The 26787-nt window shown below is 72.1% G+C and carries 25 protein-coding genes; 9 read left to right on the forward strand and 16 right to left on the reverse strand.

What is annotated here, in order from left to right; translation table 11 throughout:
• Window positions 1–165 precede the first annotated feature (165 nt).
• On the reverse strand, window positions 166–1908 hold the full coding sequence (gene lysS / locus AB0G56_RS39170; RefSeq protein WP_360980170.1) for a lysine--tRNA ligase: 1743 nt from the start codon (window positions 1906–1908) through the stop codon (window positions 166–168).
• A 218-nt stretch (window positions 1909–2126) separates the two neighbouring features.
• On the opposite strand from lysS, the gene argS reads away from it, so the two are divergent.
• On the forward strand, window positions 2127–3890 hold the full coding sequence (gene argS / locus AB0G56_RS39175) for an arginine--tRNA ligase (RefSeq protein WP_360980173.1): 1764 nt from the start codon (window positions 2127–2129) through the stop codon (window positions 3888–3890).
• Window positions 3891–3910: 20 nt separating this feature from the next.
• Here argS and AB0G56_RS39180 read toward each other — a convergent pair whose 3' ends face one another.
• Window positions 3911–4318: an ATP-binding protein gene (locus AB0G56_RS39180; protein ID WP_360980176.1), complete on the reverse strand. Its 408-nt coding sequence runs from the start codon at window positions 4316–4318 to the stop codon at window positions 3911–3913.
• A gap of 112 nt (window positions 4319–4430) precedes the next feature.
• Between AB0G56_RS39180 and AB0G56_RS39185 the strand changes: the two genes are divergently transcribed.
• Window positions 4431–5258 (forward strand): helix-turn-helix transcriptional regulator, encoded by an 828-nt coding sequence (locus AB0G56_RS39185; protein WP_360980179.1) that lies wholly within the window; start codon window positions 4431–4433, stop codon window positions 5256–5258.
• Window positions 5255–5494 carry a DUF397 domain-containing protein gene (locus AB0G56_RS39190; RefSeq protein WP_360980182.1) on the forward strand — a complete coding sequence of 80 codons (240 nt, stop codon included), beginning with the start codon at window positions 5255–5257 and terminating at the stop codon, window positions 5492–5494. The genes AB0G56_RS39185 and AB0G56_RS39190 overlap by 4 nt, the downstream gene beginning before the upstream one ends.
• 284 nt (window positions 5495–5778) lie before the next feature.
• Here AB0G56_RS39190 and AB0G56_RS39195 read toward each other — a convergent pair whose 3' ends face one another.
• Complete coding sequence (locus tag AB0G56_RS39195) at window positions 5779–7182, reverse strand: helix-turn-helix domain-containing protein (protein ID WP_360980185.1); 1404 nt, start codon at window positions 7180–7182, stop codon at window positions 5779–5781.
• Window positions 7183–7381: 199 nt separating this feature from the next.
• Between AB0G56_RS39195 and AB0G56_RS39200 the strand changes: the two genes are divergently transcribed.
• On the forward strand, window positions 7382–8140 hold the full coding sequence (locus AB0G56_RS39200; RefSeq protein ID WP_360980188.1) for a DUF4232 domain-containing protein: 759 nt from the start codon (window positions 7382–7384) through the stop codon (window positions 8138–8140).
• Between the two features lie 219 nt (window positions 8141–8359).
• A complete protein-coding gene (locus AB0G56_RS39205; RefSeq protein ID WP_360980191.1) occupies window positions 8360–8581 on the forward strand; it encodes a hypothetical protein in 222 nt (73 codons plus the stop codon).
• Here the strand turns inward: AB0G56_RS39205 and hemB are convergent.
• Together hemB and AB0G56_RS39215 are read right to left on the reverse strand one after the other, a co-directional pair.
• Complete coding sequence (gene hemB / locus AB0G56_RS39210) at window positions 8545–9537, reverse strand: porphobilinogen synthase (protein WP_360980194.1); 993 nt, start codon at window positions 9535–9537, stop codon at window positions 8545–8547. The genes AB0G56_RS39205 and hemB overlap by 37 nt on opposite strands.
• A 199-nt stretch (window positions 9538–9736) precedes the next feature.
• Complete coding sequence (locus tag AB0G56_RS39215) at window positions 9737–10732, reverse strand: YafY family protein (RefSeq protein WP_360980197.1); 996 nt, start codon at window positions 10730–10732, stop codon at window positions 9737–9739.
• A gap of 70 nt (window positions 10733–10802) precedes the next feature.
• Between AB0G56_RS39215 and AB0G56_RS39220 the strand changes: the two genes are divergently transcribed.
• Window positions 10803–11192, forward strand: coding sequence for a VOC family protein (locus tag AB0G56_RS39220; RefSeq protein ID WP_360980200.1), 390 nt, complete (start codon window positions 10803–10805; stop codon window positions 11190–11192).
• A 16-nt stretch (window positions 11193–11208) separates the two neighbouring features.
• Here AB0G56_RS39220 and AB0G56_RS39225 read toward each other — a convergent pair whose 3' ends face one another.
• The 6 genes from AB0G56_RS39225 to AB0G56_RS39250 all read right to left on the reverse strand — a co-directional run bounded on the left by AB0G56_RS39225 (window position 11209) and on the right by AB0G56_RS39250 (window position 18503).
• Window positions 11209–12309 (reverse strand): helix-turn-helix domain-containing protein, encoded by a 1101-nt coding sequence (locus AB0G56_RS39225; RefSeq protein WP_360980203.1) that lies wholly within the window; start codon window positions 12307–12309, stop codon window positions 11209–11211.
• Window positions 12310–12687: 378 nt separating this feature from the next.
• On the reverse strand, window positions 12688–14397 hold the full coding sequence (locus AB0G56_RS39230; RefSeq protein WP_360980206.1) for a uroporphyrinogen-III synthase: 1710 nt from the start codon (window positions 14395–14397) through the stop codon (window positions 12688–12690).
• Window positions 14394–15380 (reverse strand): hydroxymethylbilane synthase, encoded by a 987-nt coding sequence (gene hemC, locus AB0G56_RS39235; protein WP_360980209.1) that lies wholly within the window; start codon window positions 15378–15380, stop codon window positions 14394–14396. Before hemC ends, AB0G56_RS39230 begins: the two co-directional genes overlap by 4 nt.
• On the reverse strand, window positions 15377–17134 hold the full coding sequence (locus AB0G56_RS39240) for a glutamyl-tRNA reductase (RefSeq protein WP_360980213.1): 1758 nt from the start codon (window positions 17132–17134) through the stop codon (window positions 15377–15379). Before AB0G56_RS39240 ends, hemC begins: the two co-directional genes overlap by 4 nt.
• Complete coding sequence (locus AB0G56_RS39245) at window positions 17131–17892, reverse strand: redox-sensing transcriptional repressor Rex (RefSeq protein ID WP_360980216.1); 762 nt, start codon at window positions 17890–17892, stop codon at window positions 17131–17133. The genes AB0G56_RS39240 and AB0G56_RS39245 overlap by 4 nt, the downstream gene beginning before the upstream one ends.
• A 335-nt stretch (window positions 17893–18227) precedes the next feature.
• Window positions 18228–18503 (reverse strand): glutaredoxin family protein, encoded by a 276-nt coding sequence (locus tag AB0G56_RS39250; RefSeq protein ID WP_360980219.1) that lies wholly within the window; start codon window positions 18501–18503, stop codon window positions 18228–18230.
• Between the two features lie 185 nt (window positions 18504–18688).
• Between AB0G56_RS39250 and AB0G56_RS39255 the strand changes: the two genes are divergently transcribed.
• From AB0G56_RS39255 to AB0G56_RS39265, 3 genes are all read left to right on the forward strand, one after another.
• On the forward strand, window positions 18689–19615 hold the full coding sequence (locus AB0G56_RS39255) for an HAD-IB family hydrolase (RefSeq protein WP_360980222.1): 927 nt from the start codon (window positions 18689–18691) through the stop codon (window positions 19613–19615).
• Window positions 19616–20101: 486 nt separating this feature from the next.
• Window positions 20102–20926, forward strand: coding sequence for an ECF subfamily RNA polymerase sigma factor, BldN family (locus AB0G56_RS39260; RefSeq protein WP_360980225.1), 825 nt, complete (start codon window positions 20102–20104; stop codon window positions 20924–20926).
• Between the two features lie 244 nt (window positions 20927–21170).
• Window positions 21171–22421: a DUF5667 domain-containing protein gene (locus AB0G56_RS39265; protein WP_360980228.1), complete on the forward strand. Its 1251-nt coding sequence runs from the start codon at window positions 21171–21173 to the stop codon at window positions 22419–22421.
• 263 nt (window positions 22422–22684) lie between these two features.
• Here the strand turns inward: AB0G56_RS39265 and AB0G56_RS39270 are convergent, their stop codons facing one another.
• The 5 genes from AB0G56_RS39270 to AB0G56_RS39290 all read right to left on the reverse strand — a co-directional run bounded on the left by AB0G56_RS39270 (window position 22685) and on the right by AB0G56_RS39290 (window position 26457).
• The gene (locus AB0G56_RS39270) at window positions 22685–23761 is read right to left on the reverse strand and encodes a lysophospholipid acyltransferase family protein (protein ID WP_360980231.1); all 1077 of its coding nucleotides are present in this window, start codon (window positions 23759–23761) and stop codon (window positions 22685–22687) included.
• A gap of 14 nt (window positions 23762–23775) precedes the next feature.
• On the reverse strand, window positions 23776–24837 hold the full coding sequence (locus AB0G56_RS39275) for an NAD-dependent epimerase/dehydratase family protein (RefSeq protein WP_360980234.1): 1062 nt from the start codon (window positions 24835–24837) through the stop codon (window positions 23776–23778).
• A gap of 183 nt (window positions 24838–25020) precedes the next feature.
• Window positions 25021–25119, reverse strand: a complete 99-nt coding sequence (locus AB0G56_RS39280) for an AURKAIP1/COX24 domain-containing protein (RefSeq protein ID WP_003948845.1) — start codon at window positions 25117–25119, stop codon at window positions 25021–25023.
• A gap of 180 nt (window positions 25120–25299) precedes the next feature.
• Entirely contained in the window at window positions 25300–25512 is a 213-nt protein-coding gene (locus AB0G56_RS39285) for a helix-turn-helix domain-containing protein (protein WP_158771693.1), read from the reverse strand.
• Window positions 25513–25641: 129 nt separating this feature from the next.
• Window positions 25642–26457, reverse strand: a complete 816-nt coding sequence (locus AB0G56_RS39290) for a phosphatase (RefSeq protein WP_360980237.1) — start codon at window positions 26455–26457, stop codon at window positions 25642–25644.
• Window positions 26458–26787 lie beyond the last annotated feature (330 nt).

Raw genomic sequence — 26787 nt, forward strand, 5'->3', positions numbered from 1 at the left:
CGTTCCCACTCGGCATCCGTCAGATCTCCCCGCCCCATGTCCACATCAACGACACCACTGCGAAGTAGTCACATGATCGGCCGGACAAGTCCTAGACGCACGGCAACACGAAAAGGGGGCCCTCCAGGCGGAGGGCCCCCTTCGCGTGCGGCGCGTCCCGCGTGGCTACGCCCCGAGCAGCGTCCGCACCCGCTCCTGACCCACCGCGAGCAGCAGCGTGGGCAGGCGCGGGCCGGTGTCGCGGCCGACGAGCAGGTGGTAGAGGAGCGCGAAGAACGTCCGCTGGGCGGTCTTGATCTCCGGGGGCAGTTCCTTGGGCGTGGCGTCGGCGGAGAAACCGGCCTGGACCTTGGGCACTCCGTAGACGAGGTGGGTGAGCCCGTCGAGCGACCAGTGGTCGGCCAGGCCGTCGAGCAGCAGCCGCAGCGACCGCAGGGAGGCCTCGTCGAGGGACTTGAGCAGGTCGGTGTCGGGCTCGGCACGCACGATGGTGCGCGCCTCGGCGGGGACGTGGGTGTTGATCCACGCCTCGGCCTTGTCGTACCGGGGGCGGGCCTCGTCCAGGGAGCCGAGCGGGTCGGCCGGGTCCAGCTCGCTGAGGATGCGCAGCGCCTGGTCCTGGTGGCCGGCGGTGATGTCGGCGACGGAGGCGAGCGTGCGGTACGGCAGCGGGCGGGAGGTCTTCGGCAGTTCCCCGGCGGCGGTGCCCACGGCACGCGTGTAGGCGGCGACGTCACCGGGCAGCGCGCTGCCGTCGGCGACCTTGCCCGCCAGCTTGTCCCACTCGTCGTACAGCCGCTGGATCTCCTGGTCGAAGGCGATCTTGAAGGACTGGTTGGGGCGGCGGCGGGCGTACAGCCAGCGCAGGAGCTGCGGCTCCATGATCTTCAGCGCGTCGCCGGGCGTGGGCACGCCGCCCTTGGACGAGGACATCTTCGCCATGCCGGAGATCCCGACGAAGGCGTACATCGGGCCGATGGGCTGCTTCCCGTCGAAGATGCCGACGATCTGCCCGCCGACCTGGAAGGACGAGCCGGGCGAGGAGTGGTCGACGCCGGAGGGCTCGAAGATCACGCCCTCGTACGCCCAGCGCATCGGCCAGTCGACCTTCCAGACCAGCTTGCCGCGGTTGAACTCGCTGAGCCGGACGGTCTCCGAGAAGGCGCAGGCCGTGCAGGTGTAGGTCAGCTCGGTCGAGTCGTCGTCGTAGGAGGTGACGGTGGTGAGGTCCTTCTCGCAGTTGCCGCAGTAGGGCTTGTACGGGAAGTACCCGGCGGAGCCGGAGCTGCCGTCGTCCTCGCCGGCGGCGCCCGAGCCCTCGGCGGCCTCCAGCTCGGCCTCGTCGACCGGCTTCTGCTGCTTCTTGGCACCGGCCTTCGGCTTGGTGCGGTACTGGTCGAGGATCGCGTCGATGTCGCCGCGGTGCCGCATCGCGTGCAGGATCTGCTCGCGGTAGACACCGGAGGTGTACTGCCGGGTCTGGCTGATCCCGTCGAACTCCACGCCCAGTTCGGCCAGCGAGGCGACCATGGCGGCCTTGAAGTGCTCCGCCCAGTTCGGGTGCTCCGAACCGGCGGGGGCCGGGACCGAGGTCAGCGGCTTGCCGATGTGCTCGGCCCAGGACTCGTCGACGCCGGGGACGCCCGCCGGGACCTTGCGGTACCGGTCGTAGTCGTCCCACGAGATCAGGTGCCGCACCTGGTGGCCGCGGCGGCGCACCTCGTCGGCGACGAGGTGCGGGGTCATGACCTCGCGCAGGTTGCCCAGGTGGATGGGGCCGGAGGGGGAGAGTCCGGACGCGACGACGACGGGTTTGCCGGGGGCCCGACGCTCCGACTCCTCGATGACCTCATCCGCGAAACGGGAGACCCAGTCGGTGGTCTCGGTGCTCTGAGCCACGATCGGCACGTCCTCTTTCCTGAAGTTCTCCGTGAGCTGCCAATGCGGTCGCACGGCTGACCGCTCCATTGTCCCAGGCAGGTCGGCATCCACGAAAACGCGTTGTCAAGGCGTTGGACGGCTCCGCGGGCGCCGGGGTTGGCCGGGCGGCGGGAAAATTCGCTTTGCCCCCCATGGGATACTGGCCGTGACTATCCATCCCCACGAGGAGAACGGCACCCATTCCTATGGCCTCGGTCACGTCCCTCACCGCCTCCGTCCACCAGCGTCTCGCGAACGCCCTCTCGGCCGCCCTGCCGGAGGCCGCCGCCGCGGACCCGCTGCTGCGACGGAGCGACCGAGCGGACTTCCAGGCCAACGGGATCCTGGCGCTGGCGAAGAAGGCGAAGGCGAACCCGCGCGAGCTGGCGGCGCAGGTCGTCGAGCGGGTGGTCACCGGTGACCTGATCGGGGACATCGAGGTCTCCGGCCCCGGCTTCCTCAACATCACGGTCACCGACCGCGCGATCACCGAGAACCTGGCCGCGCGCGCCACCGACCCGGCCGGCCGGCTCGGCGTGCCGCACGCCGACCACCCGGGCACCACGGTGATCGACTACGCCCAGCCGAACGTGGCGAAGGAGATGCACGTCGGCCACCTGCGCTCGGCGGTGATCGGCGACTCGGTGGTGCAGCTCCTGGAGTTCACCGGGGAGACCGTGGTGCGCCGCCACCACATCGGTGACTGGGGCACCCAGTTCGGCATGCTCATCCAGTACCTCGACGAGCACCCGCACGAGCTGGACCACAAGGCCGGCGAGGTCAGCGGCGAGGAGGCGATGTCCAACCTGGACCGCCTCTACAAGGCCGCGCGCAGGAAGTTCGACTCCGACGAGGAGTTCAAGACGCGTGCCCGGCGCCGGGTGGTCGACCTCCAGGCGGGTGACCCGCGCACGCTTCAGATGTGGCAGAAGTTCGTCGACGAGTCGAAGATCTACTTCTTCTCCGTCTTCGAGAAGCTGGACATGGAGATCCGGGACGCGGACATCGTCGGCGAGTCGGGCTACAACGACATGCTGGCGGAGACCTGCCGCCTCCTGGAGGAGTCCGGTGTCGCAGTCCGCTCGGAGGGCGCCCTGTGCGTCTTCTTCGACGACGTCCTGGGCCCGGACGGCAACCCGGTCCCGCTGATCGTCCAGAAGTCCGACGGCGGCTACGGCTACGCGGCCACCGACCTCTCGGCGATCCGCGACCGCGTCTTCAACCAGAAGGCGGACACCCTGCTCTACGTGGTGGACGCCCGTCAGTCCCTGCACTTCAAGATGGTCTTCGAGACCGCGCGCAGGGCGGGCTGGCTGAACGAGGGCGTCAAGGCGCAGCAGCTCGCCTTCGGCACGGTCCTCGGCAAGGACGGCAAGCCGTTCAAGACGCGTGAGGGCGAGACGGTCCGCCTGGTCGACCTGCTCGACGAGGCGATCGACCGCGCCTCCGCGGTGGTGCGCGAGAAGGCGCTGGACCTGTCCGAGGAGGAGATCGCCGAGCGCGGCGCCCAGGTGGGCATCGGCGCGGTGAAGTACGCGGACCTGTCGACGTCGGCGAGCCGGGACTACAAGTTCGACCTGGACCAGATGGTCTCGCTCAACGGCGACACGTCCGTCTACCTCCAGTACGCGTACGCGCGTATCCAGTCGATCCTGCGCAAGGCGGGCGAGGCCGTGCCGGCCGCGCACCCGGAGCTGGAGCTGACGGAGGCCGAGCGCGCGCTCGGGCTGCACGCCGACCGGTTCGCGGAGACGGTCGCGGAGGCCGCCGCCGAGTACGCCCCGCACAAGCTGACGGCGTACCTCTACCAGCTGGCGTCCCTCTACACGACGTTCTACGACAAGTGCCCGGTGCTGAAGGCCGAGACGCCCGAGCAGGTGGAGAACCGCCTGTTCCTGTGCGACGTCACGGCCCGCACGCTGCACCAGGGCATGGCCCTGCTGGGCATCCGCACTCCCGAACGGCTCTGATCCGGCCGGACCGGCGACGGTCACCGCGCGAACTCGGCCCACACCACCTTGCCCGGGTTCCGCTCCCCCACGCCCCACTTGTCACTGAGGGCGGACACGAGCAGCAGCCCGCGTCCGCCCTCAGCCGCGTCCGCGGGGTCCTCCGGGATGCGCGGGGTGCCACCGCCGCTGTCGTGCACCTCGACGCGTACGACGGCGCCGTCGTAGCGCACGCGCAGCAGGAAGCCGCGCCCTGACGGTACGCCGTGCAGCAGGGCGTTGGTCGCCAGCTCGCTGGTGCACAGGGCCACGTCCTCGGCCCGGCCCCACTCGGCCAGCCCCCAGTAGTGCAGCGACCACACCGCGAACCGCCGGGCGGCGGGAACGGAGTGGCGGTCGCGTCCGTAGAGCTGGTCGCGCTGGTAGGGGAGTCCTGTTTCGGTCTTCACGGCGTGAATGTCGCGCAGAGTCACTAGGGTGGATCAGTGAGTGAACCCGTACGCGTTATCTGTACGGGTCGGCAAGGGTCACCCCGGGCGGGGCGTGGGGAGTTGGACCGGCATGAGCACCAGGAAACTGCCGCGGAAGAAGAACTTCTCGACACTGAAGATGCTGGGCGCGCAGGTGCAGGCCGCGAGGAAGACGGCCGGCTACACGCAGCGCGCGCTGGCGGAACGGCTGGTGGTGGACGAGGAGACGATCGCGTCGATCGAGCAGGGCAGAAGGCCGCTGATGCCGGATGTCGCGGCGGCGCTGGACGAACTCCTCGACACCAAGGGGATGTTGCTGGCCGGAGTGGACAAGCTTCCGGAGATCGACCAGTTCCCCATGTACGCCGAGCAGTACATGGTGCACGAGCGGGAGGCGGTCTCGCTCTCCTGGTACGACAACGCGGTACTGCCGGGACTGCTCCAGACGGAGCCGTACGCGCGGGCCGTACTGTCGGAGCGCGTACCGGCGTACGACGAGGACGAGTTGGCGACGAAGGTCGCGGGGCGCGTGGACCGTCAGGAGATCCTCCAGCGCAAGTGCCCGCCGACGATGAGCTTCATCGTGTGGGAGCCTGTGCTGCATCTTCGGATCGGCGGGGACAGGGTTCGCCGGGACCAGCTCCGGCGTTTGCGTGAGTGTGCGGAACGGCCTGGGCTCTCCTTGCAGTTCCTGCCGATGCGGACATCCGGGCACGCGGGGCTGACCGGCCCTTTCACTCTGCTGGAAACGCCCGATCACCAGCTACTTGCCTACACTGAAGGGCAGCGCGGCAGCCAGTGGGTAGCGGACCCGGACGAGGTATCTGTCATGTCGCGCAAGTATGCGATGCTGCGGTCACAGGCCATGGCTCCCGGCGAGTCGAAGGGCCTGCTCGACCGTCTGCTAGGAGATCAATGAGCACCTCACTTGAGTGGTTCAAGTCGAGCTACAGCGACGACGAGGGCGCCCAGTGCCTCGAAGCCGCCTACACCTGGCGGAAGTCCAGCTACAGCGGCGACGAGGGCGGACAGTGCCTCGAAGTCGCCACCTGCCCCCACACCATCCACATCCGCGACTCCAAGAACACCGCCGACGCACCCACCCTCCTTGTCTCACCGGCCTCTTGGGAAGCCTTCACGGCCTCGCTGAAGTGAGCGGTCAGGGCTTGCGGGCGATGGCCGCGTAGACGCTGGGGTCGCCCGCCGAGAGGTCGTTGATGTCCTCGTACCTGATCCGGTCGATCAGTTCCAGGGACTCCAGGTACTCGGGGTTCGGAGCACGGGCGCCGCGCCGTCCGGGCGCCAGTGGTGCACGGGGACGATGCCCGGTTCGGCGGTGGTGAGCCCGTTGTCGCCGAAGAACCCGGCAGGGAACTTGGGCGGCCCCGGGGCGGCGAACCAGGCCCGCCCGGCCCCTCCGGCGTCCCGCCCGTCCGCCCTCAGGACCCGAGTTCCCGCTCCCAGCCGTGGCCGCCGAGCGGGTTGACGTACCGGTGGCCCTGGCTGCCGCTGGTGCGGAACGGCTTGCCGTGGTCGTCCACGCGCACGGTGCCGTGGCGGTCGCCGCTGGACCAGTCCAGCTCCAGGTACCAGCTGACGTCGTGGTCGGCGGTGTGCCCGTTGACGTAGAAGACCTCGGGGTCGGACTCGCTGACCTTGTACGGGAAGTTCCGCTGGCCGGCGATGGGCTGGGCCAGCGGGTTGCCCAGGTCCAGCGAGACGTCGAAGGACTTGGTGTCCACCCCGCCGCCGCAGCCGTTGCCCATCGCGTACTCGTCCCAGGTCAGCGGCGCGTCACTGCGCACCACCCGGACGTGCAGGGCTTGTAGCACGACGGTCTCGCTGCCGGTGCCCTGCACGGTCAGCACGACCATCTGGTGGTCGGCGGCCACCGCACCGAGTCCCGTGCTCCAGCCGACCACGTTCTGCAGACCGGGCGGCGTCGGCACGTTCTTCGGGCTGCGGTCCACCAGGAAGCTCTGGTCGCAGGGCATGTCCCAGTAGTACGGGGTGGTGGCCACCGTGAGCGGCACCGCGCCGCGCCCGGCCGCGCCGTTCCCGCCGGGTGGCGCGGTGCGGTCCGGCAGGGCGGGGGTGCGGTGCGCGGAGGCGGACGGGGGCAGGGCGGAGGAAGGCGAGAGCACGGGCGAGGGGGACGTGGACGCGCTGTTGTGCGGGGTCGCCGCGCCGGTGGTGCGCGGGCCGGTCCCGGTGGCGGACACGGCGGCGGCGTCGCGGGTGGCGCCGGTCCGGTCGCCGTGGCCGCCCTGCACCAGGTTCACGACGAGCGCGGTGGCCGCGGCGACCGCCACGATCCCGGCACCGGCGAGCAGGGCGGTGGGACGGCGCTTGCGGGGGCGGGCGGCGGCGAGGTCGCGCTCGGCATGGTTCGCGGACCCGGGAACGCGGACGGGGGCGGGACGGCCGACGGGCTGCTCGGAGGCGGACCCGGCCTCGGGCCGGGGGTGCGCTGCGCGCCCGGCCCCGCCCTCGGAGCGAACGCCTGCCTCGGAACCGGCCTCGGAACCGGCGTCGGTACCGGCCTCCGAGTCGGAGTCGGCGGCCGGCCCCGTGCCCTTCGTACCCCGCAGCGCGTCCGCGCGGACCCAGCGGCGGTGCAGTTCGAGCAGTTCGTCGGGGGTCGCCCGGCAGAGGCGGGCCAGCCGCTCGACGGGGGCGTAGTCGGTCGGCACGACGTCACCGCTGACGTACCGGTGCACGGTCGACGCGCTCATGTGCAGGCGCTTGCCGAGCGCTCCGTAACTGAGCCCGGACCGCTCCTTCAACTCCCGCAGCAGCTCGGCGAACTCGTCCCCCGCCACCTTCTCTCCCTCTCCCCGCATCCCCGCACGGCATTCCAGGCGGAAGTCGTTCCCGCAGGTCAGACCCGGTTACGGCGTTCCAGCATCCCTCGTCTTCCGGCACCTGTGGCGCCTGGGACGGAGTCTCCCACAAGCTGTGGACCAGTCGAACACGGCGCTCCCCGCAACGGGTTGAGCGCCGGTCTCCACAGCCACACGATCCGCTTACGAAGGAGTACACATGTCTGTCCGCACCCGCCGTACCCGCCGTGCCCGCCTGTTCACCGCCACCGCGATCGCCGTGGCCGCCCTCTCCCTGACCGCCTGCCAGAGCGGCGGCGACGACAACGCCGGCGGTTCCACGTCCGCCGCCGTTCCCGTCGGCTCCGCGCAGAGCGAGCAGCCGTCCGGCGCCGCCGACGGCGGGAAGGCCCCGGGCGACGCCGGCTCGGGCTCGGACGCCGGGGCGGGCTCGGGTTCGGGCTCGGGTTCCGGGTCCGGCAAGGGCACCACCGTCGGCGGCGGCACCTCGAAGAGCGGCGGCACCCACGCTTCCGGCACGGGCTCGCAGGCCGCCGGCTCCTCCGACGAGTCCTCCGGGAAGCTCGCGAAGTGCGGTGCCAAGAGCCTCCGTTTCAAGGCCGCCGAGGTCTCCCGGCCCATCAACCACCTGCTGCTGACCGCGACCAACACCGGTTCGCGGACCTGCATGCTGCCGATGTACCCGGCCGCCCGCTTCGGCGAGGCGCAGTCGGTGCCGCCGGTGGCCGAGGACACCAAGCCGCAGGCGCTGACCACGCTGGAGCCGGGTCAGTCCGGCTACGCGGGCGTCCTCCTGTCGGGCGACGGCGACAACGGGCACACCGTGAACACCCTGACGATCCCGTTCGACGACGGTTCCATCGCCACGGTGGCGCTGCCCTCCAAGAGCGTCTACGTCGACGACAAGCTCATGGTGTCGTACTGGGAGACCGACATGGACACGGCCGTGGACTTCTGATCCGGCGTCCCGTACCGCATCCCGGAGAGACACCGTTTCCGCAGGTCAGGAGCGCTGACCGCGTCCCGGTGTCCCACATCGGCGGCAGGCTGTGGTGCGGGGCCTCTCCCGCCGGTCAAGCTGGGCAGGTCCCACGACCGAGCCGCCACGGCCACCCGCCGCTCCCCACCACTCACCACCGCAGGAACCCGCCCGTGCCCGCCCCCAGGGAGATCTCCCATGCCCGCACGTCCCACCCGTGCCCGTGCCCGTGTCCGGCTGCTCGCCGCGACGGTGCTCGTACTCACCGCCTCCGCCGCCCTCACGGGCTGCAACGACGGTGAGGGCGTGCGCGACGAGGGACCGTCCACGGACTCGGCGTCGCTGGGGCGGCCGTGCGCGACGGCCGCCGCCCGGCCGGTCCCTCAGCCCAGCTTCTGCGCGACCTCGACGGCCCAGTAGGTGAGGATGTTCTGCGCCCCGGCCCGCTTGATGCCGGTCAGGGTCTCCAGGATCGCCCGGTCCCGGTCCACCCAGCCCTTCTCGGCGGCGGCCTCGATCATCGAGTACTCGCCGGAGATCTGGTAGGCGGCGACGGGAACGTCCACGGCGTCGGCGACCTTGGCGAGGACGTCCAGGTAGGGGCCGGCCGGTTTGACCATGACCATGTCGGCGCCCTCCTCCAGGTCGAGGGCCAGCTCGCGCAGCGACTCCCGCAGGTTGGCGGGGTCCTGCTGGTAGGTCTTGCGGTCGCCCTGGAGCGAGGAACCGACGGCCTCGCGGAAGGGCCCGTAGAAGGCCGAGGAGTACTTCGCGGTGTAGGCGAGGATCGCCACGTCCTCGCGGCCGATCTGGTCCAGCGCGTCGCGGACGACACCGATCTGGCCGTCCATCATGCCGCTCGGCCCCACGATGTGGGCGCCCGCGTCGGCCTGGACCTGCGCCATCTCGGCGTACCGCTCCAGCGTGGCGTCGTTGTCGACCCGGCCCTCGGCGTCGAGGACCCCGCAGTGGCCGTGGTCGGTGAACTCGTCCAGGCACAGGTCGGACATGACGAGCAGGTCGTCGCCGACCTCGGCCCGCACGTCCCGCAGGGCGACCTGGAGGATGCCGTCCGGATCGGTGCCGGCGGTGCCGAGACCGTCCTTCTTGGCCTCCTCGGGCACCCCGAAGAGCATGATCCCGGAGATCCCGGCCGCCGCGGCCTGGGCGGCGGCCTTCTTCAGGCTGTCCCTCGTGTGCTGCACCACGCCGGGCATGGCCGCGATCGGCACGGGCTCGCCGACGCCCTCGCGCACGAACGCGGGCAGGATCAGGTCCGCCGGGTGGAGCCGGGTCTCGGCGACCATGCGCCGCATGGCGGGTGTGGTGCGCAGCCGACGAGGTCGCGTACCGGGAAAGGATCCGTACTTCGTCATGCCCACTACGCTACGCCCGCCCCGGGCGCCCTTTTGCCGACGCGGTGTCGACCGCCGGACACGCCGGAGATCGGCGCGGACGGCGGCGAGCAGGGCGTGCGCGGGACGGCGGTGGTCGAGCTCGAAACGGAGCAGGGCGTCCAGCAGGGCGGGTACCCGCTCCACCGGCGGGCCGCCGGGCCCCGGCGGCGACGGGCCGTCATCGTACGGGAAGGCCCGCCACCACCGCGGCCTCGTCGCCGTCGACGTCGTTGTCGCCGAGGAGTTCCCGCGTACGCCGCACCAGGGCCTCGCGCACGGCCGCCGGGGCCAGCACCCGCAGCGGCACGCCCAGGCCGAGCAGATAGGCGGCGAGCCCGTCGGCGTCCGGCCCGCCGACGTCCACCACCGTGGCGCCGGGCCCGTCCGACCGGTGCGTGCCGACCGTCGCCGGGATCAACTTCAGCGCCTGCTCCATCGGCACCCGCAGCCGGACCGTCGCGGACAGCGGGTAGGGGCCGTTCGCGGTGGAGCGGGAGACGAGCTGCGCCGGGTCGGGCGGGTCGGTCAGGTCCACCGGCTGCCCGGTCGGCTGGATGCGCTCGACCCGGTCGGCCCGGAACGTACGCCACTGGTCCCGTGCCACGTCCCGGGCGACGAAGTACCAGCGGCGCCCGGTGTGGACGAGCCGGTGGGGATCGACGTCCCGGACGGTGGCCCGGCCCTGCCCGTCCCGGTACGCCAGCCGGGCGCGCTCACCCCGGCGGCACGCGGCGGCCAGGTCGAGGAGCATGGCAGGGGTGATCTGCGGTTCGCTGGCCCGGGGCAGGGGCACGAAGGCCGCGTCCATCTCCTCCAGCCGCTCGGCGATCCGCGGGGGCAGCACCTGCCGCAGTTTCAGCAGCGCCGACAACGCGGCCTGGTCACCGCCGAGGGCGCCGCTCAGCGCCGCCTCGCGCAGCCCGACGGCGACGGCGAGCGCCTCCTCGTCGTCCAGGATCAGCGGCGGCACCCTCGACCCGGCCCGCAGCCGGTACCCGCCCCACGGCCCCGGCTCGGACTCGACGACGTAGCCGATCTCCCGGAGCCTGGCGACGTCCCGCCGCACCGTGCGCTCGGTGACCCCGGTGCGCGCGGCCAGCTCGGCGCAGGTCCACGAGGGGCGGGCGGCCAGCACGGAGACCAGCCGCAGCAACCGGGCGGAGGCACTGATCACGCCGGAAGTGTTCCACAGTGCGCGCACGACCAGGACCGGAACTGTCCTGGTCCCGTCCTACGGTTCTCGCATGAGCGCTGAGAACAGCAACTCCGCCCCCTCGTTCCGCTACGCAGCCGTCACCTTCGACTGCGCCGACCCCGCCGAGCTGGGCCGTTTCTACGGCGAGGTCCTGGACCTGCCGGTCGCCTTCGCCACGGACGACTTCGTCTTCCTCGCCAAGGACGGCACCCCCGGCCTCGGCTTCAACCGCATCGCCGACTACCGCCGCCCCACCTGGCCGGACCCCACCCAGGAGAAGCAGGCCCATCTGGAGGTGGGCGTCGACGACCTGGACACCGCCGAGGCGCACCTGCTCACCCTGGGAGCCACGAAGCCCACCACCCAGCCCTCCCCCGACCGCTGGCGGGTCCTGCTGGACCCGGCGGGCCACCCGTTCTGCATCACGACGCTGGTCTGAGTCCCTGGCCCGCGACTCACACGGGGCACAGGACGCCGCGCACTGCCGTCGCCCGCTCCGTCCGGCAGTCGCGGCAACGGCCGGGGGCGGGCGCCCGGAAGGCCCGTTCGCAGCCGTCGCAGTCCTGGAAGGGATGCGGACGCGGGGGACCGTCCGCGGGTGTCGTCGTGCCGGGCGGGCGCTCCGGCACCGCGGGCAGCCGCGGCGGCCGCAGTTCGCGCAGGCGGTAGGCGAGGACACCTGCCGGGTGGTTCATCTCGGTGGGCAGACCGGTCACCAGGGCGCGGTGGATGTCGACGAGGGGGACGCCCCTGTCCAGCCAGTCGACGACGCTCGGGGCCAGCGCGTTCACGTCGCGGAGCGAGAGGACGAGCCGGCCGTCGGCACGGCGCAGCCCGGCGAGCAGCGTGACGGCCTTGTCGTAGCGCTTGTCACAGCGCCGGTCGCGGGCTCCCGGCCCGTCCGGCGGCAGCGGCTCGGGCGCCATCGACGGCCGAGGCCGCCCCGTCACGGACCGCGGCCGGGGCACCGCGGGCACCACCGCCTCGCCGTCCCGCACCGGACCACCGTCCCGTACCGGCCCGCCGTCCGGCACCGCTTCCGCCTGCCGGACGGCTTGATCACCCTCCGGGGACGTGTCCGTGCCCTGCACAGGCGTACCGTGCGCTCGCTTCTGCGCGCGGGCATGCGGCACGATCGGCCGGGCGGCCACCTGCGGCGGCACCGGCGCGGACACGGCTGCCCGCTGGGCCGCTGCGGGCGTGTGGTGGGCGTACGTCCGGGTGACCAGACGGCCCGCCTCCGTGTGCTCCCGTACCCGCTCCAGGTAGCCGTGCGCCTCCAGCTCGCGGAGCGCGGAGGCGATCCGGTCGCGCCCCTCGGGGAAGCGCTCGGTGAGGCTGCGGATGTCGACCGGGGTGCCCTCGGGCACCGACAGGATGTGCGTCGCCAGCCCGATCGCGGTCAGCGACAACTCGCGGTGCTGCGCGAGGTGGTTGCCGACGACGACGTACTGGCCCGACTGGTACGTGCGTACGTGGGTGACACCGGTGGGGGTGGTACTTGCCGGAACACCGTGATTCGGGCGCGGGGCGCCACTAGGCTTCTTCTCAGCCATGGGGAAGAGGGCTTCGCTTCCTCGTTGGTCAGGCCCTCGCACTGGGATGGCAGTCCCGGCGGGGGCCGACGTATGTATGGGTTTTCCGAGCTGAGACTGCCCGCCCGACCAGCCGCCGCGCCACCCAGACCGACCGATTTCACCCGCCCGGGTGACCTACGCCGGGTTTGGTTTGGTTGGTTGGTTATTTCCCTGGGTTCTTTGGTCTTTTTACGTCCCGAAGCCCCGGCTCCCGCCTCACCGGATCACGTGTTTCCCGGCGCCGGTGGAAGGCAGTCCGGCGAACCGGCGAGTTCGCGTCGCTCGGCGTGCGCCCCACCACGCACGACGGCGGGGCGCGCCCCAAGGCACGCCCCGCCGTCGTTCATCCGCTCACCGCTACGTCGTGGACCGACGCCTCCGCGCCCCCGGACGCCGCTCGCTCGGCCGGGTGACCGGGTCGCCGGCCTCCAGGGCTGCGGCCCTGCGGCGCAGGCCGAAGTCGGCCAGGGCCTCGGCCAGCTTGAGGACGGACGGCTCGGGGGCCATCACGTCGACGCGCAGGCCGTGTTCCTCCGCCGTCTTGGCCGTCGCCGGGCCGATGCAGGCGATCACCGTGACGTTGTGCGGCTTGCCCGCGATGCCGACCAGGTTGCGGACCGTCGAGGACGAGGTGAAGAGCACCGCGTCGAAACCGCCGCCCTTGATCGCCTCACGGGTCTCCGCCGGCGGCGGCGAGGCGCGGACCGTGCGGTAGGCCGTGACGTCGTCGACCTCCCAGCCCAGCTCGATCAGCCCGGCGACCAGCGTCTCCGTGGCGATGTCGGCGCGCGGCAGGAAGACGCGGTCGATCGGGTCGAAGACCGGGTCGTAGGGCGGCCAGTCCTCCAGCAGGCCCGCGGCCGACTGCTCGCCGCTCGGGACCAGGTCGGGCTTCACGCCGAAGGCGATCAGCGCGTTGGCGGTCTGCTCGCCGACCGCGGCGACCTTGATGCCGGCGAAGGCGCGGGCGTCGAGCCCGTACTCCTCGAACTTCTCGCGGACCGCCTTGACCGCGTTGACGGAGGTGAACGCGATCCACTCGTAGCGGCCGGTGACCAGGCCCTTGACCGCGCGCTCCATCTGCTGCGGGGTGCGCGGGGGCTCCACGGCGATCGTGGGGACCTCGTGCGGCACGGCGCCGTAGGAGCGCAGCTGCTCGGAGAGCGAGGCGGCCTGCTCCTTGGTGCGCGGCACGAGGACCTTCCAGCCGAACAGCGGCTTGGACTCGAACCACGACAGCTGGTCGCGCCGCGCCGCGGCGGCGCTGCGCTCGCCGACCACGGCTATCACCGTCCGGCCGCCGTCCGGGGACGGCAGGACCTTGGCCTGCTTCAGGGTCTGCGCGACCGTGCCGAGGGTGGCGGTCCAGGTGCGCTGCCGGGTGGTCGTACCGGCGACGGTCACCGTCATCGGGGTGTCCGGCTTGCGGCCGGCCGAGACGAGTTCGCCGGCCGTGGCGGCCACCGAGTCCAGCGTCGTCGACACGACCACCGTGCCGTCGGAGGCGCCGACCTCCGTCCAGCAGCGGTCGGAGGCCGTGCGGGCGTCGACGAACCGTACGTCGGTGCCCTCGGCGTCCCGCAGCGGCACACCGGCGTACGCGGGCACACCGACGGCGCTCGCGATGCCGGGGACGACCTCGAAGGGGACGCCCGCGGCGGCGCACGCGAGCATCTCCGCGGCGGCGTCCGTGTCCAGCCCCGGGTCACCGGTCACCGCACGGACGACCCGCCTGCCGCCCCGTGCGGCCTCCATGACAAGATGTGCGGCATCCCGCACCGCGGGGGCCCCGACGGTGGCTGACGTGCTGTCAACCACCGTGAGCTGAGGTGTGCCCGTGCCCGGAACGACGCCCCGCGTGGGGTCGCCGTCCGTGTCCACGACGGCGACGCCCTGCCGGGCGTGCGTGCGGACGACGTCGAGCACCTCGTGCTCGGCGACGAGGACGTCCGCGTTCGCCAGCGCCTCGACGGCGCGCAGTGTGAGCAGTCCCGGATCTCCGGGTCCGGCACCGAGGAAGGTGACGTGCCCGTGTTCAGGACCGGCGGGAAGGGTGGTGGGGCTCAATGTGCTCGCTCCCCCATCAGACCGGCCGCGCCCTGCGCGAGCATCTCGGTGGCGAGTTCGCGACCGAACGCCATCGCATCGTCGTGCGTCTGGGGCACGGGACCGGTGGTGGACAGCTGCACCAGCGTGGTGCCGTCGGTCGTGCCGACGACGGCCCGCAGGCGCATTTCCTTGACAGTCTGCCCGTCGGCCAGGAGGTCGGCCAAAGCACCCACAGGGGCGCTGCAACCGGCCTCCAGGGCGGCGAGCAGTGATCGCTCGGCCGTCACGGCGGCCCGCGTGAGCGGGTCGTCGAGCCGGGCGAGCGCGGCGATCAGCTCAGTGTCCTGGGCGGTGGTCCCCGCCCTGCACTCGATCGCCAGTGCCCCCTGGCCGGGGGCGGGCAGAACCGTGTCGACCGACAGGAAGTCGGTCACCTCGTCGCTGCGGCCGATCCGGTTCAGTCCGGCCGCGGCCAGGACCACCGCGTCCAGCTCACCGCTGCGGACGTACCCGATGCGGGTGTCGACGTTGCCCCGGATCGGGACGGTCTCGATGTCCAGGCCGTGGGCGCGTGCGTACGCGTTCAGCTGGGCCATGCGGCGCGGGGCGCCGGTGCCGATGCGTGCCGTCCCCTTCGGGGACGACGCGGCGAGATCGGTGAATTTCAGCGCGTCCCGGGCGACGACCACGTCACGCGGGTCCTCGCGCTCGGGTATCGCGGCCAGGACCAGGTCCTCGGGCTGCGTGGTGGGCAGGTCCTTGAGCGAATGAACCGCGAAGTCCACCTCACCCCGCAGCAGCGCCTCGCGCAGCGCCGCCACGAACACGCCCGTGCCGCCGATCTGCGCCAGGTGCTCGCGGGAGACATCGCCGTACGTGGTGATCTCGACCAGCTCGACGGGCCGTCCGGTCACCTGGCTCACGGCTTCCGCCACCTGCCCGGACTGGGCCATGGCGAGCTTGCTGCGCCTGGTCCCGAGCCTCAGTGCCTTGTTACTCATGCCGGCCCTCGGTTCTTGCCGTTCTTCTCGGAGTCTTCGTCGGCCCGGGTGACGGAGGCCACCGTCTCCGGGTCGAGGTCGAACAGGGTGCGCAGCGCGTCGGCGTACCCGGCGCCGCCGGGTTCGGCCGCGAGCTGCTTGACCCGCACGGTCGGGGCGTGCAGCAGCTTGTCGACGACGCGCCGCACGGTCTGGGTGATCTCTGCCCGGTGCTTGTCGTCGAGGCCGGGCAGCCGCCCTTCGAGGCGGGCGATCTCGCTGGTCACGACGGAGGCGGCCATCGAGCGCAGGGCGACGACGGTGGGCGTGATGTGCGCCGCCCGCTGGGCCGCCCCGAAGGCCGCGACCTCGTCGGAAACGATACGGCGGACCTGGTCGACGTCGGCCGCCATCGGTGCGTCGGCGGAGGCCTCGGCGAGCGACTCGATGTCCACGAGGCGTGCCCCGGCCAGCCGGTGCACGGCCGCGTCGACGTCGCGGGGCATGGCCAGGTCGAGGAGGAAGAGGACCGGTTCGGGGCGCTGGAGCACCGCGACCGGTTCGGGCTTGCGCAGCTCGGGCACGCGGCCGACGGTGGCGGCGGTCGCCGCGAGCGCGGTGATCAGCTCGACGTCGGCACCGGCCTCCGCCTGCGCGTCGCGTGCGCGGCCCCGCTCCAGCAGGGAGGTGCCGCCGTCCACCCAGGCGCCGTGCTGCTCCAGCGTGGCCGCGTCGATGCCGGCGACCGCGGACTCGCCGAGCAGGGAGAAGCCGGGCTCCACACCGGCCAGCTGCTCCACGGTGGCCAGGTCGAGCGGGCAGCCCTCCTCGGCAGCGGCGGGTGCGGGCGCCGGCGGCGTCTCGCGCTGGTCCGGCGCGGCCGCGGGGGCCGTACGGCGCTGCGGGGCGGCCGGGTGCGCGACGGGCGCGGCCGTACGTCCCTCGACCGCGGCGGCGATCGTCCCGGCCGTCAGGACGAGTCCCGTCGCGCCGGTACAGGAGACGGCGATGTCTGCACGTGTCAGCTCGACCGGTACCGCGTCCATCGGTACCGCGCGGGCCGGCACGTGCGTGTCGTCGCCCTCGGTGAGGGTCCGGGCCAGGCGCTCGGCGCGCTCCCGGGTGCGGTTGGCGATGACGATCTCGCCGACCCCGGCGCGGGCCAGCGTGGCGGCGGCCAGCGACGACATCGAACCGGCACCGATGACCAGGGCCTTCTTGCCGCGCGCCCAGTCGGTGACGGCCACGCCCGCGGACAGCTGCTCCAGGCCGAAGGTGACCAGGGACTGGCCCGCGCGGTCGATGCCGGTCTCGGAGTGCGCCCGCTTGCCCACCCTGAGGGCCTGCTGGAACAGGTCGTTCAGCAGGCGCCCGGCGGTGTGCAGCTCCTGCGCGCGGGCCAGGGAGTCCTTTATCTGGCCGAGGATCTGCCCCTCGCCGACGACCATCGAGTCCAGGCCGCAGGCCACCGAGAAGAGGTGGTGGACGGCCCGGTCCTCGTAGTGCACATAGAGATAGGGAGTGAGTTCCTCCAGGCCGACCCCGCTGTGCTGGGCGAGCAGCGTGGACAGCTCGGCGACACCGGCGTGGAACTTGTCCACGTCGGCGTACAGCTCGATGCGGTTGCAGGTGGCCAGGACGGCGGCCTCGGTGGCCGGCTCCGCGGCGACGGTGTCCTGGAGCAGCTTGACCCGGTCGTCCGCGTTCAGGGAGGCGCGCTCCAGGACGCTGACGGGGGCGCTGCGGTGACTCAGTCCGACGACGAGGAGGCTCATGCCGGCATCACGGCGGGTACGTCCCCGTCGGGCCCCTGGTCGGCGGAGTGCTTCCGGGCCGCGGTGGCGGGCACCGCGCCCTCGGCGGCGGCCTCCTCACCGGCCTTGCGCTGCTCGTGGAAGGCCAGGATCTGGAGTTCGATGGAGAGGTCGACCTTGCGCACGTCGACGCCCTCGGGGACGTTCAGCACGGTCGGCGCGAAGTTCAGGATGGAGGTCACACCGGCGGCGACGAGCCGGTCGCAGACCTGCTGGGCGGCGCCCGCCGGCGTCGCGATCACGCCGATGGAGACGCCGTTGTCCCGGATGATCGCCTCCAGCTCGTCGGTGTGCTGGACCGGGATCCCGGCGACCGGCTTCCCGGCCATGGCGGGGTCGGCGTCGATGAGCGCGGCGACCCGGAAGCCGCGCGAGGCGAAGCCGCCGTAGTTGGCGAGCGCGGCGCCGAGGTTACCGATACCGACGATCACAACCGGCCAGTCCTGGGTGAGCCCCAGTTCGCGGGAGATCTGGTAGACGAGGTACTCGACGTCGTAGCCCACGCCACGGGTCCCGTAGGAGCCGAGGTAGGAGAAGTCCTTCCGCAGCTTGGCGGAGTTGACCCCCGCCGCTGCCGCCAGCTCCTCGGAGGAGACCGTGGGCACCGAGCGCTCCGACAGTGCGGTCAGGGCTCGGAGGTACAGCGGAAGCCGGGCGACGGTGGCCTCGGGAATTCCTCGGCTACGGGTCGCCGGTCGGTGAGTTCGGCCAGTTGCCACGGTGCTCCTGCGGGTAGAGCGGGGCTGTGGGCGGTCATACGTTCCCGGACCACCCCGTCGACAGCAGGCTATGTCTTTGTGAACGCGTGCACAAAGATGGTGTCCGATTTGCCCGGCCAACGTGACCGGGGTCACGCGCCCCCGACGTGAACATGCGGAACCGGCACACCCGCGCCCGCGTTCCTTACTTGTTGGGGGCAAAACCGCACACGCTCCTCTGTGATCACCGCCCCCGAGACCAAGTCGCCGTCGATCCTAAGCGACTTTCGGCCACTTTGTACCCGTCGGTCAGTTCACGCGGGGCGCACGGGACCCGCACCCGAGCGCCGCGCCCCTCAGCCGGCGAGCGCCCGGCGCAGCCGTTCCTCGTCCACGCGCCAGAATGTGTGCTGCTCGCCGTCGATCAGGACGACCGGGATCTGCTCCCAGTACTGGTCGTGCAGGTGCGGGTCCTCGGTGATGTCCTTCTGTTCCCAGCGGACACCGAGCTGCGCGCACACCTTCTCGACGACCCCTTGCGCGTCGTCGCACAGATGGCAGCCGGGCTTGCGGACGAGGGTGACGAGCCGGTCCTGGGGGGCGGTCGGCTTGCGGCGGAAGAGCGGACTCATGCGGGCCATTGTCGCCCCGCTGCGGCCTTCTTCCGCGAACGCCCCGGCACCCTCCGCCGCGCCCGCTCCCCGGACACTCCGGCGGGCCCCGCGCGTCGATCCCTTCAACGGCAGGCCGCGCAGAGTTCACGGCATCCGAACCTCACGGCTCCGAAGCCCCCGAACAGACTGGCTATGCTCACGCCATGGCCGCTCTCGGATGGCTCACCCCCCGTAGGCGCTCCGCCACGGCGCGGAGCGTGTTGGCAGGCGAGGCCTCGGCGGAGGCAGCGCGCAAGTCCACTCAGGAGACGGACGTCCCGGCGCCCGCGCCGGAGGAACCGGAGTTCCCCGTGCACGGGGACGACCGCGCCGCCGCCTTCTTCGACCTCGACAACACCGTCATGCAGGGCGCCGCCCTGTTCCACTTCGGGCGGGGCCTGTACAAACGGAAGTTCTTCGAGACCCGCGACCTCGCCCGGTTCGCCTGGCAGCAGGCCTGGTTCCGGCTGGCCGGCGTCGAGGACCCCGAACACATGCAGGAGGCCCGCGACTCGGCGCTCTCCATCGTCAAGGGCCACCGCGTCTCGGAGCTGAAGTCCATCGGCGAGGAGATCTACGACGAGTACATGGCCGAGCGGATCTGGCCGGGCACCCGGGCGCTCGCCCAGGCCCACCTCGACGCCGGCCAGAAGGTGTGGCTGGTCACCGCGGCCCCCGTCGAGATCGCCCAGGTCATCGCCCGCCGCCTGGGCCTGACGGGCGCGCTCGGCACGGTGGCCGAGTCGGTCGCCGGCGTCTACACCGGCCGCCTCGTCGGCGAACCGCTGCACGGCCCGGCGAAGGCGGAGGCGGTCCGCGCGCTGGCGGCGGCCGAGGGCCTGGACCTGTCCCGCTGCGCGGCCTACAGCGACTCGCACAACGACATCCCCATGCTGTCGCTGGTCGGCCACCCCTACGCCATCAACCCCGACGCCAAGCTCCGCCGACACGCCCGGGAGAAGGACTGGCGCCTGCGCGACTACCGCACGGGCCGCAAGGCGGCGAAGGTCGGCATCCCCGCGGCGGCGGGCGTCGGCGCGGTCGCGGGCGGCACCGCGGCGGCGATCGCCCTGCACCGCCGACGCCGGTAGCCTCGACCGCCCGCGCCCGGCCGCAGCCGCCCCGCGCACCGTCCCCGTCCCCGTCGCACCGCCATCCCCGTCGCACCGCCGTCGCCGTCGCCGTCCACCGCCATCGGCGCACCTCCGGTCACGCACATCACAGGGACAACACAGGACAACATCGGTCACAGACACGCGGCGCACCCGGATTCCGGTCAAACGACCGAACGTCCCGCCGTACCGCCCTGGCCATTCCCGTTGGCGGTACACCGCCACGACCTGCCCCCGACCCACACCGAAGACGAACCAGACCGATCAACAAACGGTCACTCTGTGGCACACGATCGGTTGTCAATCGGTTACTGAAGCGACGTAATCGATGATTTGAGCAACTCGGTGTAGCAGTGCCTGTACGAAGCGTTATTCTCCTCAGACGCAATCCGGCACCCTTCCGTCGCTACGACGGGTGAATGGTTCCGTACTGCACGTGATGCAAGCTCTGCCTCTGGGAGTCCCGTGTACCCACACGTCGGGGTTGACGCCTCGGGCCTGGCTACGCTCCGCGCAACGGTCCTCGACCTGCTGCGCGCCCTCGTCCCCACCGCGTACGCCGGCCCCGCCTTCGCCACCGCAGCGCCGCTCGGCCCGTGCTACGCGCTGGCCGACGGCATCGAGCAGGTGCCCGCGCGCAGCGCCGTCGTCGAGGGGCGGCGGTCCGGCGACGGGCGGGCGGCCGGCAGACGAGCGCGCTCCGCCGCGACGGCCCCCGTCCGCCGTCCCGCCGCGGACAGCGACAGCGCCCGGATGATGGACCTCGTCGAGCGCGCCCAGGCCGGCGAGGCCGATGCCTTCGGCCGCCTCTACGACCAGTACAGCGACACCGTGTACCGGTACATCTACTACCGCGTGGGCGGCAAGGCGACCGCCGAGGACCTCACCAGCGAGACCTTCCTGCGGGCCCTGCGCCGCATCGGCACCTTCACCTGGCAGGGCCGCGACTTCGGCGCCTGGCTGGTCACCATCGCCCGCAACCTCGTCGCCGACCACTTCAAGTCCAGCCGCTTCCGGCTGGAGGTCACCACCGGCGAGATGCTCGACGCCAACGAGGTCGAGCGCTCGCCCGAGGACTCCGTCCTGGAGTCGCTGTCCAACGCCGCGCTGCTGGACGCCGTACGACGGCTCAACCCCCAGCAGCAGGAGTGCGTCACCCTCCGCTTCCTCCAGGGTCTGTCCGTCGCCGAGACCGCCCGCGTGATGGGCAAGAACGAGGGCGCGATCAAGACCCTCCAGTACCGGGCGGTCCGCACCCTCGCCCGGCTGCTCCCCGACGACGCCCGCTGACCGCGCCCACACCGGGCGACACCGAGCGACGGTCAACTCACCCTGTGTTGCGGTACGTTGACTTCGCGACCGGATCCCGGGCCGTCCGTAACCGAAGTGCCGAGCCGCTCGTTGTGCGGGATACAGGCTCCCTATGGTCACGCCTTGGCCCACGCTGATCACTCGATCGTGTGGCGCGGGCGCGGGCGTGCAACCCTCAGGACCCCGGGGGAGTCGACCGTCATGACGAGAGGAGGTGCCGCCAGTGATCGCGAACGTATCGGCGCACCGGCGGGCGAACGCCTTCGCCCAGGCCCTGGAGGACTTGTCCGACCAGGGCACGGCGGCCGAGCAGACCGAAGGACCGGAACCGGCCCCGGCAGCGGCGGAGCAGACCGAGCAGGGCCGCCTGATGGCCCTCGCCACCGGTCTCGCCACGCTGCCCCGGCCGGAACTGGACCCCGAGGTCAAGGCCGTCCAGCGAGCCCAACTCGTGGCCGCGATGGAGGCCATGCTGCAGGAGGGCACCGCGGCGGGCGAGGCGAATGAGCTGTCGGTGCCCGGTCAGCGGGGCCACCGCGGCAAGGGCGCGCACCGGGCGAGCGGCCTGGGGAAACTGCGGCCGCGTACACGGCTGACCAAGGGCCTGGCCGCGGGCGGGCTCAGCGTGGGGGTGGCCGCCGGCGCCTTCGGCGGAGTGGCCGCCGCCAGCTCCGACGCCCTCCCCGGTGACTCGCTGTACGGCCTCAAGCGAGGCATCGAGGACTTCAAGCTCAACTACCTGACCGACGGGGCGGACAGCCAGGGGCAGGCCTTCCTGGATCTCGCCTCCACCCGGCTGAGCGAGGCCAGACGGCTGCTGGAGCGGGGCCGCGGCGGCCACCTCGACCACGAGTCCCTCGGCGAGATCCGCCGCACCCTGTCCGGGATGCAGCACGACGCCACCGAGGGCCACCGCCTGCTGCACGAGGCGTACGAGCGCGATCCGGAGTCCCTGGGCCCCATCCAGGCGCTCTCCGCCTTCTCCAAGTCCCACCGCGACGCGTGGGGCGCGCTGCGCCAGAAGCTGCCCGTGCAGCTCGGCGACGTCGGCGACCAGGTCTCGTCGGTGTTCGACGCCATAGACGAAGAGGTCGCCCCGCTCCAGTCGCTGCTCCCCCAGCCCGCCGCCCCGGCCGACGGCGGCACCGGACGGCACCGGGCGGCACCGGCGTCCCCGTCCGGGCCCAGCGGCTCCGCGGGCCACTCCGCTCCGCCCAGCACCGGAAAGGGCAGCCCTCCGGGCAGCCACCGCTCCGGCAGCGGCAGCCCCAGCGCGTCGGCGGGCGGCGGCAGCGAGAACGGCGACGGCCTGATCGGCGGCACCACCGGCGGCCTGCTCGACCCACCGCAGTCCAGCGGCAGCGCCTCACCGTCCGCCGGCAAGTCGCCCACCAGCGACCCCGACGTCACGATCCCACCCCTCCTCCCGGGCCTCCTGCCCGGCCTGGGCATCGACGGCGAGGACGCGAAGTAGCAAGGGCTCCTGGCGGGCGGCCCACCCCGCCCGCCAGGAAGACCGGACCGAACCTCAGAAAAACACCGCTGCTCAGGAAAGTCTGACCCTCAGAAAACACCGGCCCTCAGAAGAAGACCGACCGCCGCTGCACCGGCAACCTGGCCCCTCCTGTCTGCTGCCCTCGCACTGCTCCGCAGGCTTCGCGCAGCTGCGCCGGACTCCGCCCGGCGGCTCGACGTCTCCCACCCCGCCGGACAGCCCCGTGCAGCCCGTGGCGGGCGTCAGAAGAAAACCGACCGCCGCTGCACCAGCAACTTGTACAGCGTGTGCTGGATCTGTTCGCGGACCTGGTCGGTCAGGTTGAACATCAGCATCGGGTCCTCGGCCGCCTCCGGCGGATACCCGTCCGTCGGGATCGGCTCGCCGAACTGGATCGTCCACTTCGTGGGGAGGGGAACCGCGCCCAGCGGTCCCAGCCACGGGAAGGTCGGCGTCAGCGGAAAGTACGGGAAACCCAGGAGCCGCGCGAGGGTCTTGGCGTTGCCGATCATGGGGTAGATCTCCTCCGCCCCGACGATCGAGCACGGAATGATCGGCGCCCTCTGCCGCAGCGCCGTGGAGACGAAACCGCCCCGGCCGAAACGCTGCAGCTTGTAGCGCTCGCTGAACGGCTTCCCGATGCCCTTGAAGCCCTCCGGCATCACCCCGACCAGCTCCCCCTGCCCCAGGAGCCGTTCGGCGTCCTCGGCACACGCCAGGGTGTGACCCAGCTTGCGGGCCAGCTCGTTGACCACCGGCAGCACGAAGACCAGGTCGGCCGCGAGGAGTCGCAGATGCCGGCCGGCAGGATGGTGGTCGTGGACGGCGACCTGCATCATCAGCCCGTCCAGCGGGAGCGTGCCCGAGTGGTTGGCGACGATCAGCGCGCCGCCCTCCTTCGGGATGTTCTCGACGCCCTTCACCTCGACCCTGAAGTACTTCTCGTACACCGGCCGCAGCAAGGACATCAGGACCTGGTCGGTCAGTTCGGCGTCGTAGCCGAAGTCGTCGACCTCGTACTCCCCGGTCAGGCGCCGCCGCAGGAACGACAGACCGCTCGCGAGCCGCCGCTCCAGCCCGCCGCCGTCGCCCTCCCGGGACGCCGCCTGTGCCTGCGCCGGCCGGCCGGGCGCGGGCTCACCGCTCACCGCGCCCTCGTCCTGTCCCGCCGCTCGCGTCGGCAGCGGCTGGACCTCCCGGACCACGGCGGGATCCCCGCCGGCACGCCGGCTCCCCGCGCTCCGGCGCCGCGACGGCCGCGCTCCCGCGCCCCCTCGGGACCGGTCGTCGTCGAACGGAATGACCTTGGCGTCCGCCATCGTTGCTGCGCTCCTCAGTTGGCGCTCGGCGTCGGTGGGTGGCCGCCGCCCCGGTGGGACAGCGTGGCGAGCCGGTCGACGGCCCCCGCGAGGGCCTCGGGCGGCAGCAGCCCGGGGCCGCGGCTGCGGACGAAGTCCGCGAAGGTCTCGGCGGTCGTGTACCGGGGCACGAATCCCAGCGTCCGGCGCATCTCGTCCGTGGCCACGACCCGGCCGTGGGTGAGCAGCCGGATCTGCTCGGGCGAGAAGTCCGTCATGCCCAGCGTACGCACCAGCGAGCCCGCCCAGGTGACCGCCGGCAGCAGCAGCGGCGCGGTGGGGCGGCCGAGCCGCCGCGCGCACTGCGACAGCAGCAGCACCCCGTCCCCGGCGATGTTGAAGGTGCCGCTGTTCAGCGTGGACCGGCGGGGCTCGTACGAGGCGGTGCGCAGGACGTCGATCACGTCGTCCTCGTGCACGAACTGCAGCCGCGGGTCGTAGCCGAACACCGTGGGCAGCACCGGCAGCGCGAAGTAGGACGCGAGCGGGGTGTCCACCGTCGACCCGAGGATGTTGGCGAACCTGAGCACGCACACGGCCACGTCGGGGCGGCGCCGCGCGAAGCCCCGCACGTACCCCTCGACCTCGACGGCGTCCTTCGCGAAGCCGCCGCTCGGCAGGGACTTGGCCGGGGTGGTCTCGGTGAACACCGCCGGGTCGCGGGGCGCGGAGCCGTAGACGTTGGTGCTGGACTTCACCACCAGCCGCCGCACGCTCGGGGACTTCTGGCAGGCACCCAGCAGTTGCATGGTGCCGATGACGTTGGTCTCCTTGACCGTGGCCCGGCTGCCGCCGCCCAGCGCGGTCCCGGTCACGTCCATGTGGACGACCGTGTCGGCGGACGTCTCGGCCAGCACCCGCGCGATGGTGGGCTGCCGGATGTCCGCCTGGACGAAGTCGGCGCCGCCCAGATGGTGCTCGGGCGGGACCGCGTCCACCGCGACCACCCGGTCCACCTGGGGGTCACGCTGGATCCGCCGGACGAACCGGCCGGCGAGCCGGCGGGCGGCTCCGGTCACGAGCACGATCTGTCCCAAGCTCAGCGCCTTCCTCCAGGTCGCGTGCCGCGTTCCCCGTGTGCGGCCAACCTATCTCGTCGATGTCGCACTGCGATGACTGCCGACTGCGGTATGTGACGCGTGTGGCCCCCCACCGCACGGGTGAGGGGCCACGGACACGCTCTCGCGATGTCGCGCACTAACGAGTGGCGACCGGCGTCACTACTTCTTGTTGCGACGCTGGACGCGGGTGCGCTTCAGCAGCTTGCGGTGCTTCTTCTTGGCCATCCGCTTGCGCCGCTTCTTGATAACAGAGCCCACGACTACCCTCGCTCACTTCTCATCACTCGGTGTTTGGGCGCCATGGGCCCACACGACCTACGAGGGGCTAGCCTACCCGCCCGAGTGCTGAGGTCGTTAATCGAGGTTCCGGAGGGATCCGGCGGTGCCGTGTGGCGCCCGTGCCGTCCGGCTGCCACAGGACGGACCCCTCCGGCGCCGTCAGGCGGTTTCCACCCCCACATAGCTCTCGCGAAGGTACTCGTGAACCGCTTGCTCCGGGACGCGGAAGGACCGCCCCACCCGGATCGCGGGCAGATGACCGCTGTGCACCAGCCGGTACACGGTCATCTTCGACACTCGCATCACCGAGGCGACCTCCGCCACGGTAAGGAACTGAACCTCGTTCAGAGGCCTCTGGTCAGCTGCAGCCATGACACACCTGCACCTTCCGCACTCGACGGCCACCGGCTTCCCCTTCCGGTGACTCTTCGTCGCTGCGTGCTCACTCCCCAGACTAGGGGCGGGTGATGCGAGTGGGGAAGAGGTGCACGCATCGACGACCTACGGCGACAGACCCGCTCGATTGAGCACGTAGCGGATGAGCGGACGGTAGTACGCGGCTCGCACACCGTCATCAAGTGGAACGACGACGGACACGCGCCCCTCCGCCTGCCCCACGAACGGGGCGGGATCGTCCGTGTCGGCCAGCCCCATGGCCTCGAACCCCAGCTGACCTGCTCCGCAGACCCAGCCGTGGTCCCCGATCACCAGCCCGGGCAGCGGCCCGCCGACGTCCGCGGCCGCGTCGAGCGCCACCCGAACCGGGAGCGGCGAATGCGTGTGCGCGCCGGGCTCACAACCGGGGCGTTCGGGGCCGGCGGGCCGTACCAGGGCGACTCCGCGTACGTAGTCGAGGCGGTGCGTACGTAGACCGAACCGGGTCGTTATGTCGACACAGCGACCCTGCGCCGGGGTGAGGACAGTACATCCCGCCGCCGACAAGGCGTCCGCCAGAGCGGCGTAGAAACCGAGCAGCCGGTGCGGGTGCCCGGTACCGAGGAGCACCGCCGCCCGGCGCCGGGCGGCCGCGCGGAGCCCGTCCGCGAAGGCGCCGAGGGCGGCCAGGGTCAGCTCCGGGTCAATCACATCATGGCCGAAGGTGTGCAGCGGATCGGCCGAAACCCCGCACTTGCGCGCCATCAACCCGATCAGTTCCCGTTGCCCCCAGGGATGTTCGGGGTCGATCCCGATCAGCGCGCGGGGGTCCCCGGCCGCGAACAGCCGATAACTCCGCAGGCTCACCTCACGCGTGGTGGCCACGACCCCGGCCAGTCCGGCACGCACCAGATGGGCGCGCAGTGCAGCGGTGCTCGACACCAGGCGATGGTGACGGACCGGCGACCCGCGCGTCCCGAGAACAGTGGAACACCGCACGGTTGGCGTAATACGCCCCCGGCCCCGCCCCCGGGCCCGGGCCGACCGGCGGCTACGGCGCTCCTGCCCGGTGCTCTTCTCCCTCGGCGTCCTCCGGCCGTCCTGGCCGGTGCCCTGCTCACCCGGCGGGACCTCCGGCCGTCCTGGCCGGTGCCCTGCTCACCCGGCGGGACCCCCCGCCGTCCTGGCCGGTGCCCTGCTCACCCGGCGGGACCCCCCGCCGTCCTGGCCGGTGCCCTGCTCACCCGGCGGGACCCCCCGCCGTCCTGGCCG

It is taken from the genome of Streptomyces sp. NPDC021356, from assembly GCF_040641015.1.
Classification (GTDB): Bacteria; Actinomycetota; Actinomycetes; order Streptomycetales; family Streptomycetaceae; genus Streptomyces.

Bases quoted from the DNA above. Each gene is read 5' to 3' on its own strand.
- hemB (WP_360980194.1), bottom strand. From the start codon at position 9,537: ATGACGAAGTACGGATCCTTTCCCGGTACGCGACCTCGTCGGCTGCGC.
- AB0G56_RS39250 (WP_360980219.1), bottom strand. From the start codon at position 18,503: ATGAGTCCGCTCTTCCGCCGCAAGCCGACCGCCCCCCAGGACCGGCTC.
- AB0G56_RS39255 (WP_360980222.1), top strand. From the start codon at position 18,689: ATGGCCGCTCTCGGATGGCTCACCCCCCGTAGGCGCTCCGCCACGGCG.
- AB0G56_RS39185 (WP_360980179.1), top strand. From the start codon at position 4,431: ATGAGCACCAGGAAACTGCCGCGGAAGAAGAACTTCTCGACACTGAAG.
- AB0G56_RS39270 (WP_360980231.1), bottom strand. From the start codon at position 23,761: ATGGCGGACGCCAAGGTCATTCCGTTCGACGACGACCGGTCCCGAGGG.
- AB0G56_RS39225 (WP_360980203.1), bottom strand. From the start codon at position 12,309: ATGGCTGAGAAGAAGCCTAGTGGCGCCCCGCGCCCGAATCACGGTGTT.
- AB0G56_RS39190 (WP_360980182.1), top strand. From the start codon at position 5,255: ATGAGCACCTCACTTGAGTGGTTCAAGTCGAGCTACAGCGACGACGAG.
- hemC (WP_360980209.1), bottom strand. From the start codon at position 15,380: ATGAGTAACAAGGCACTGAGGCTCGGGACCAGGCGCAGCAAGCTCGCC.
- AB0G56_RS39220 (WP_360980200.1), top strand. From the start codon at position 10,803: ATGAGCGCTGAGAACAGCAACTCCGCCCCCTCGTTCCGCTACGCAGCC.
- AB0G56_RS39240 (WP_360980213.1), bottom strand. From the start codon at position 17,134: ATGAGCCTCCTCGTCGTCGGACTGAGTCACCGCAGCGCCCCCGTCAGC.
- argS (WP_360980173.1), top strand. From the start codon at position 2,127: ATGGCCTCGGTCACGTCCCTCACCGCCTCCGTCCACCAGCGTCTCGCG.
- AB0G56_RS39200 (WP_360980188.1), top strand. From the start codon at position 7,382: ATGTCTGTCCGCACCCGCCGTACCCGCCGTGCCCGCCTGTTCACCGCC.
- AB0G56_RS39205 (WP_360980191.1), top strand. From the start codon at position 8,360: ATGCCCGCACGTCCCACCCGTGCCCGTGCCCGTGTCCGGCTGCTCGCC.
- AB0G56_RS39285 (WP_158771693.1), bottom strand. From the start codon at position 25,512: ATGGCTGCAGCTGACCAGAGGCCTCTGAACGAGGTTCAGTTCCTTACC.
- AB0G56_RS39195 (WP_360980185.1), bottom strand. From the start codon at position 7,182: ATGCGGGGAGAGGGAGAGAAGGTGGCGGGGGACGAGTTCGCCGAGCTG.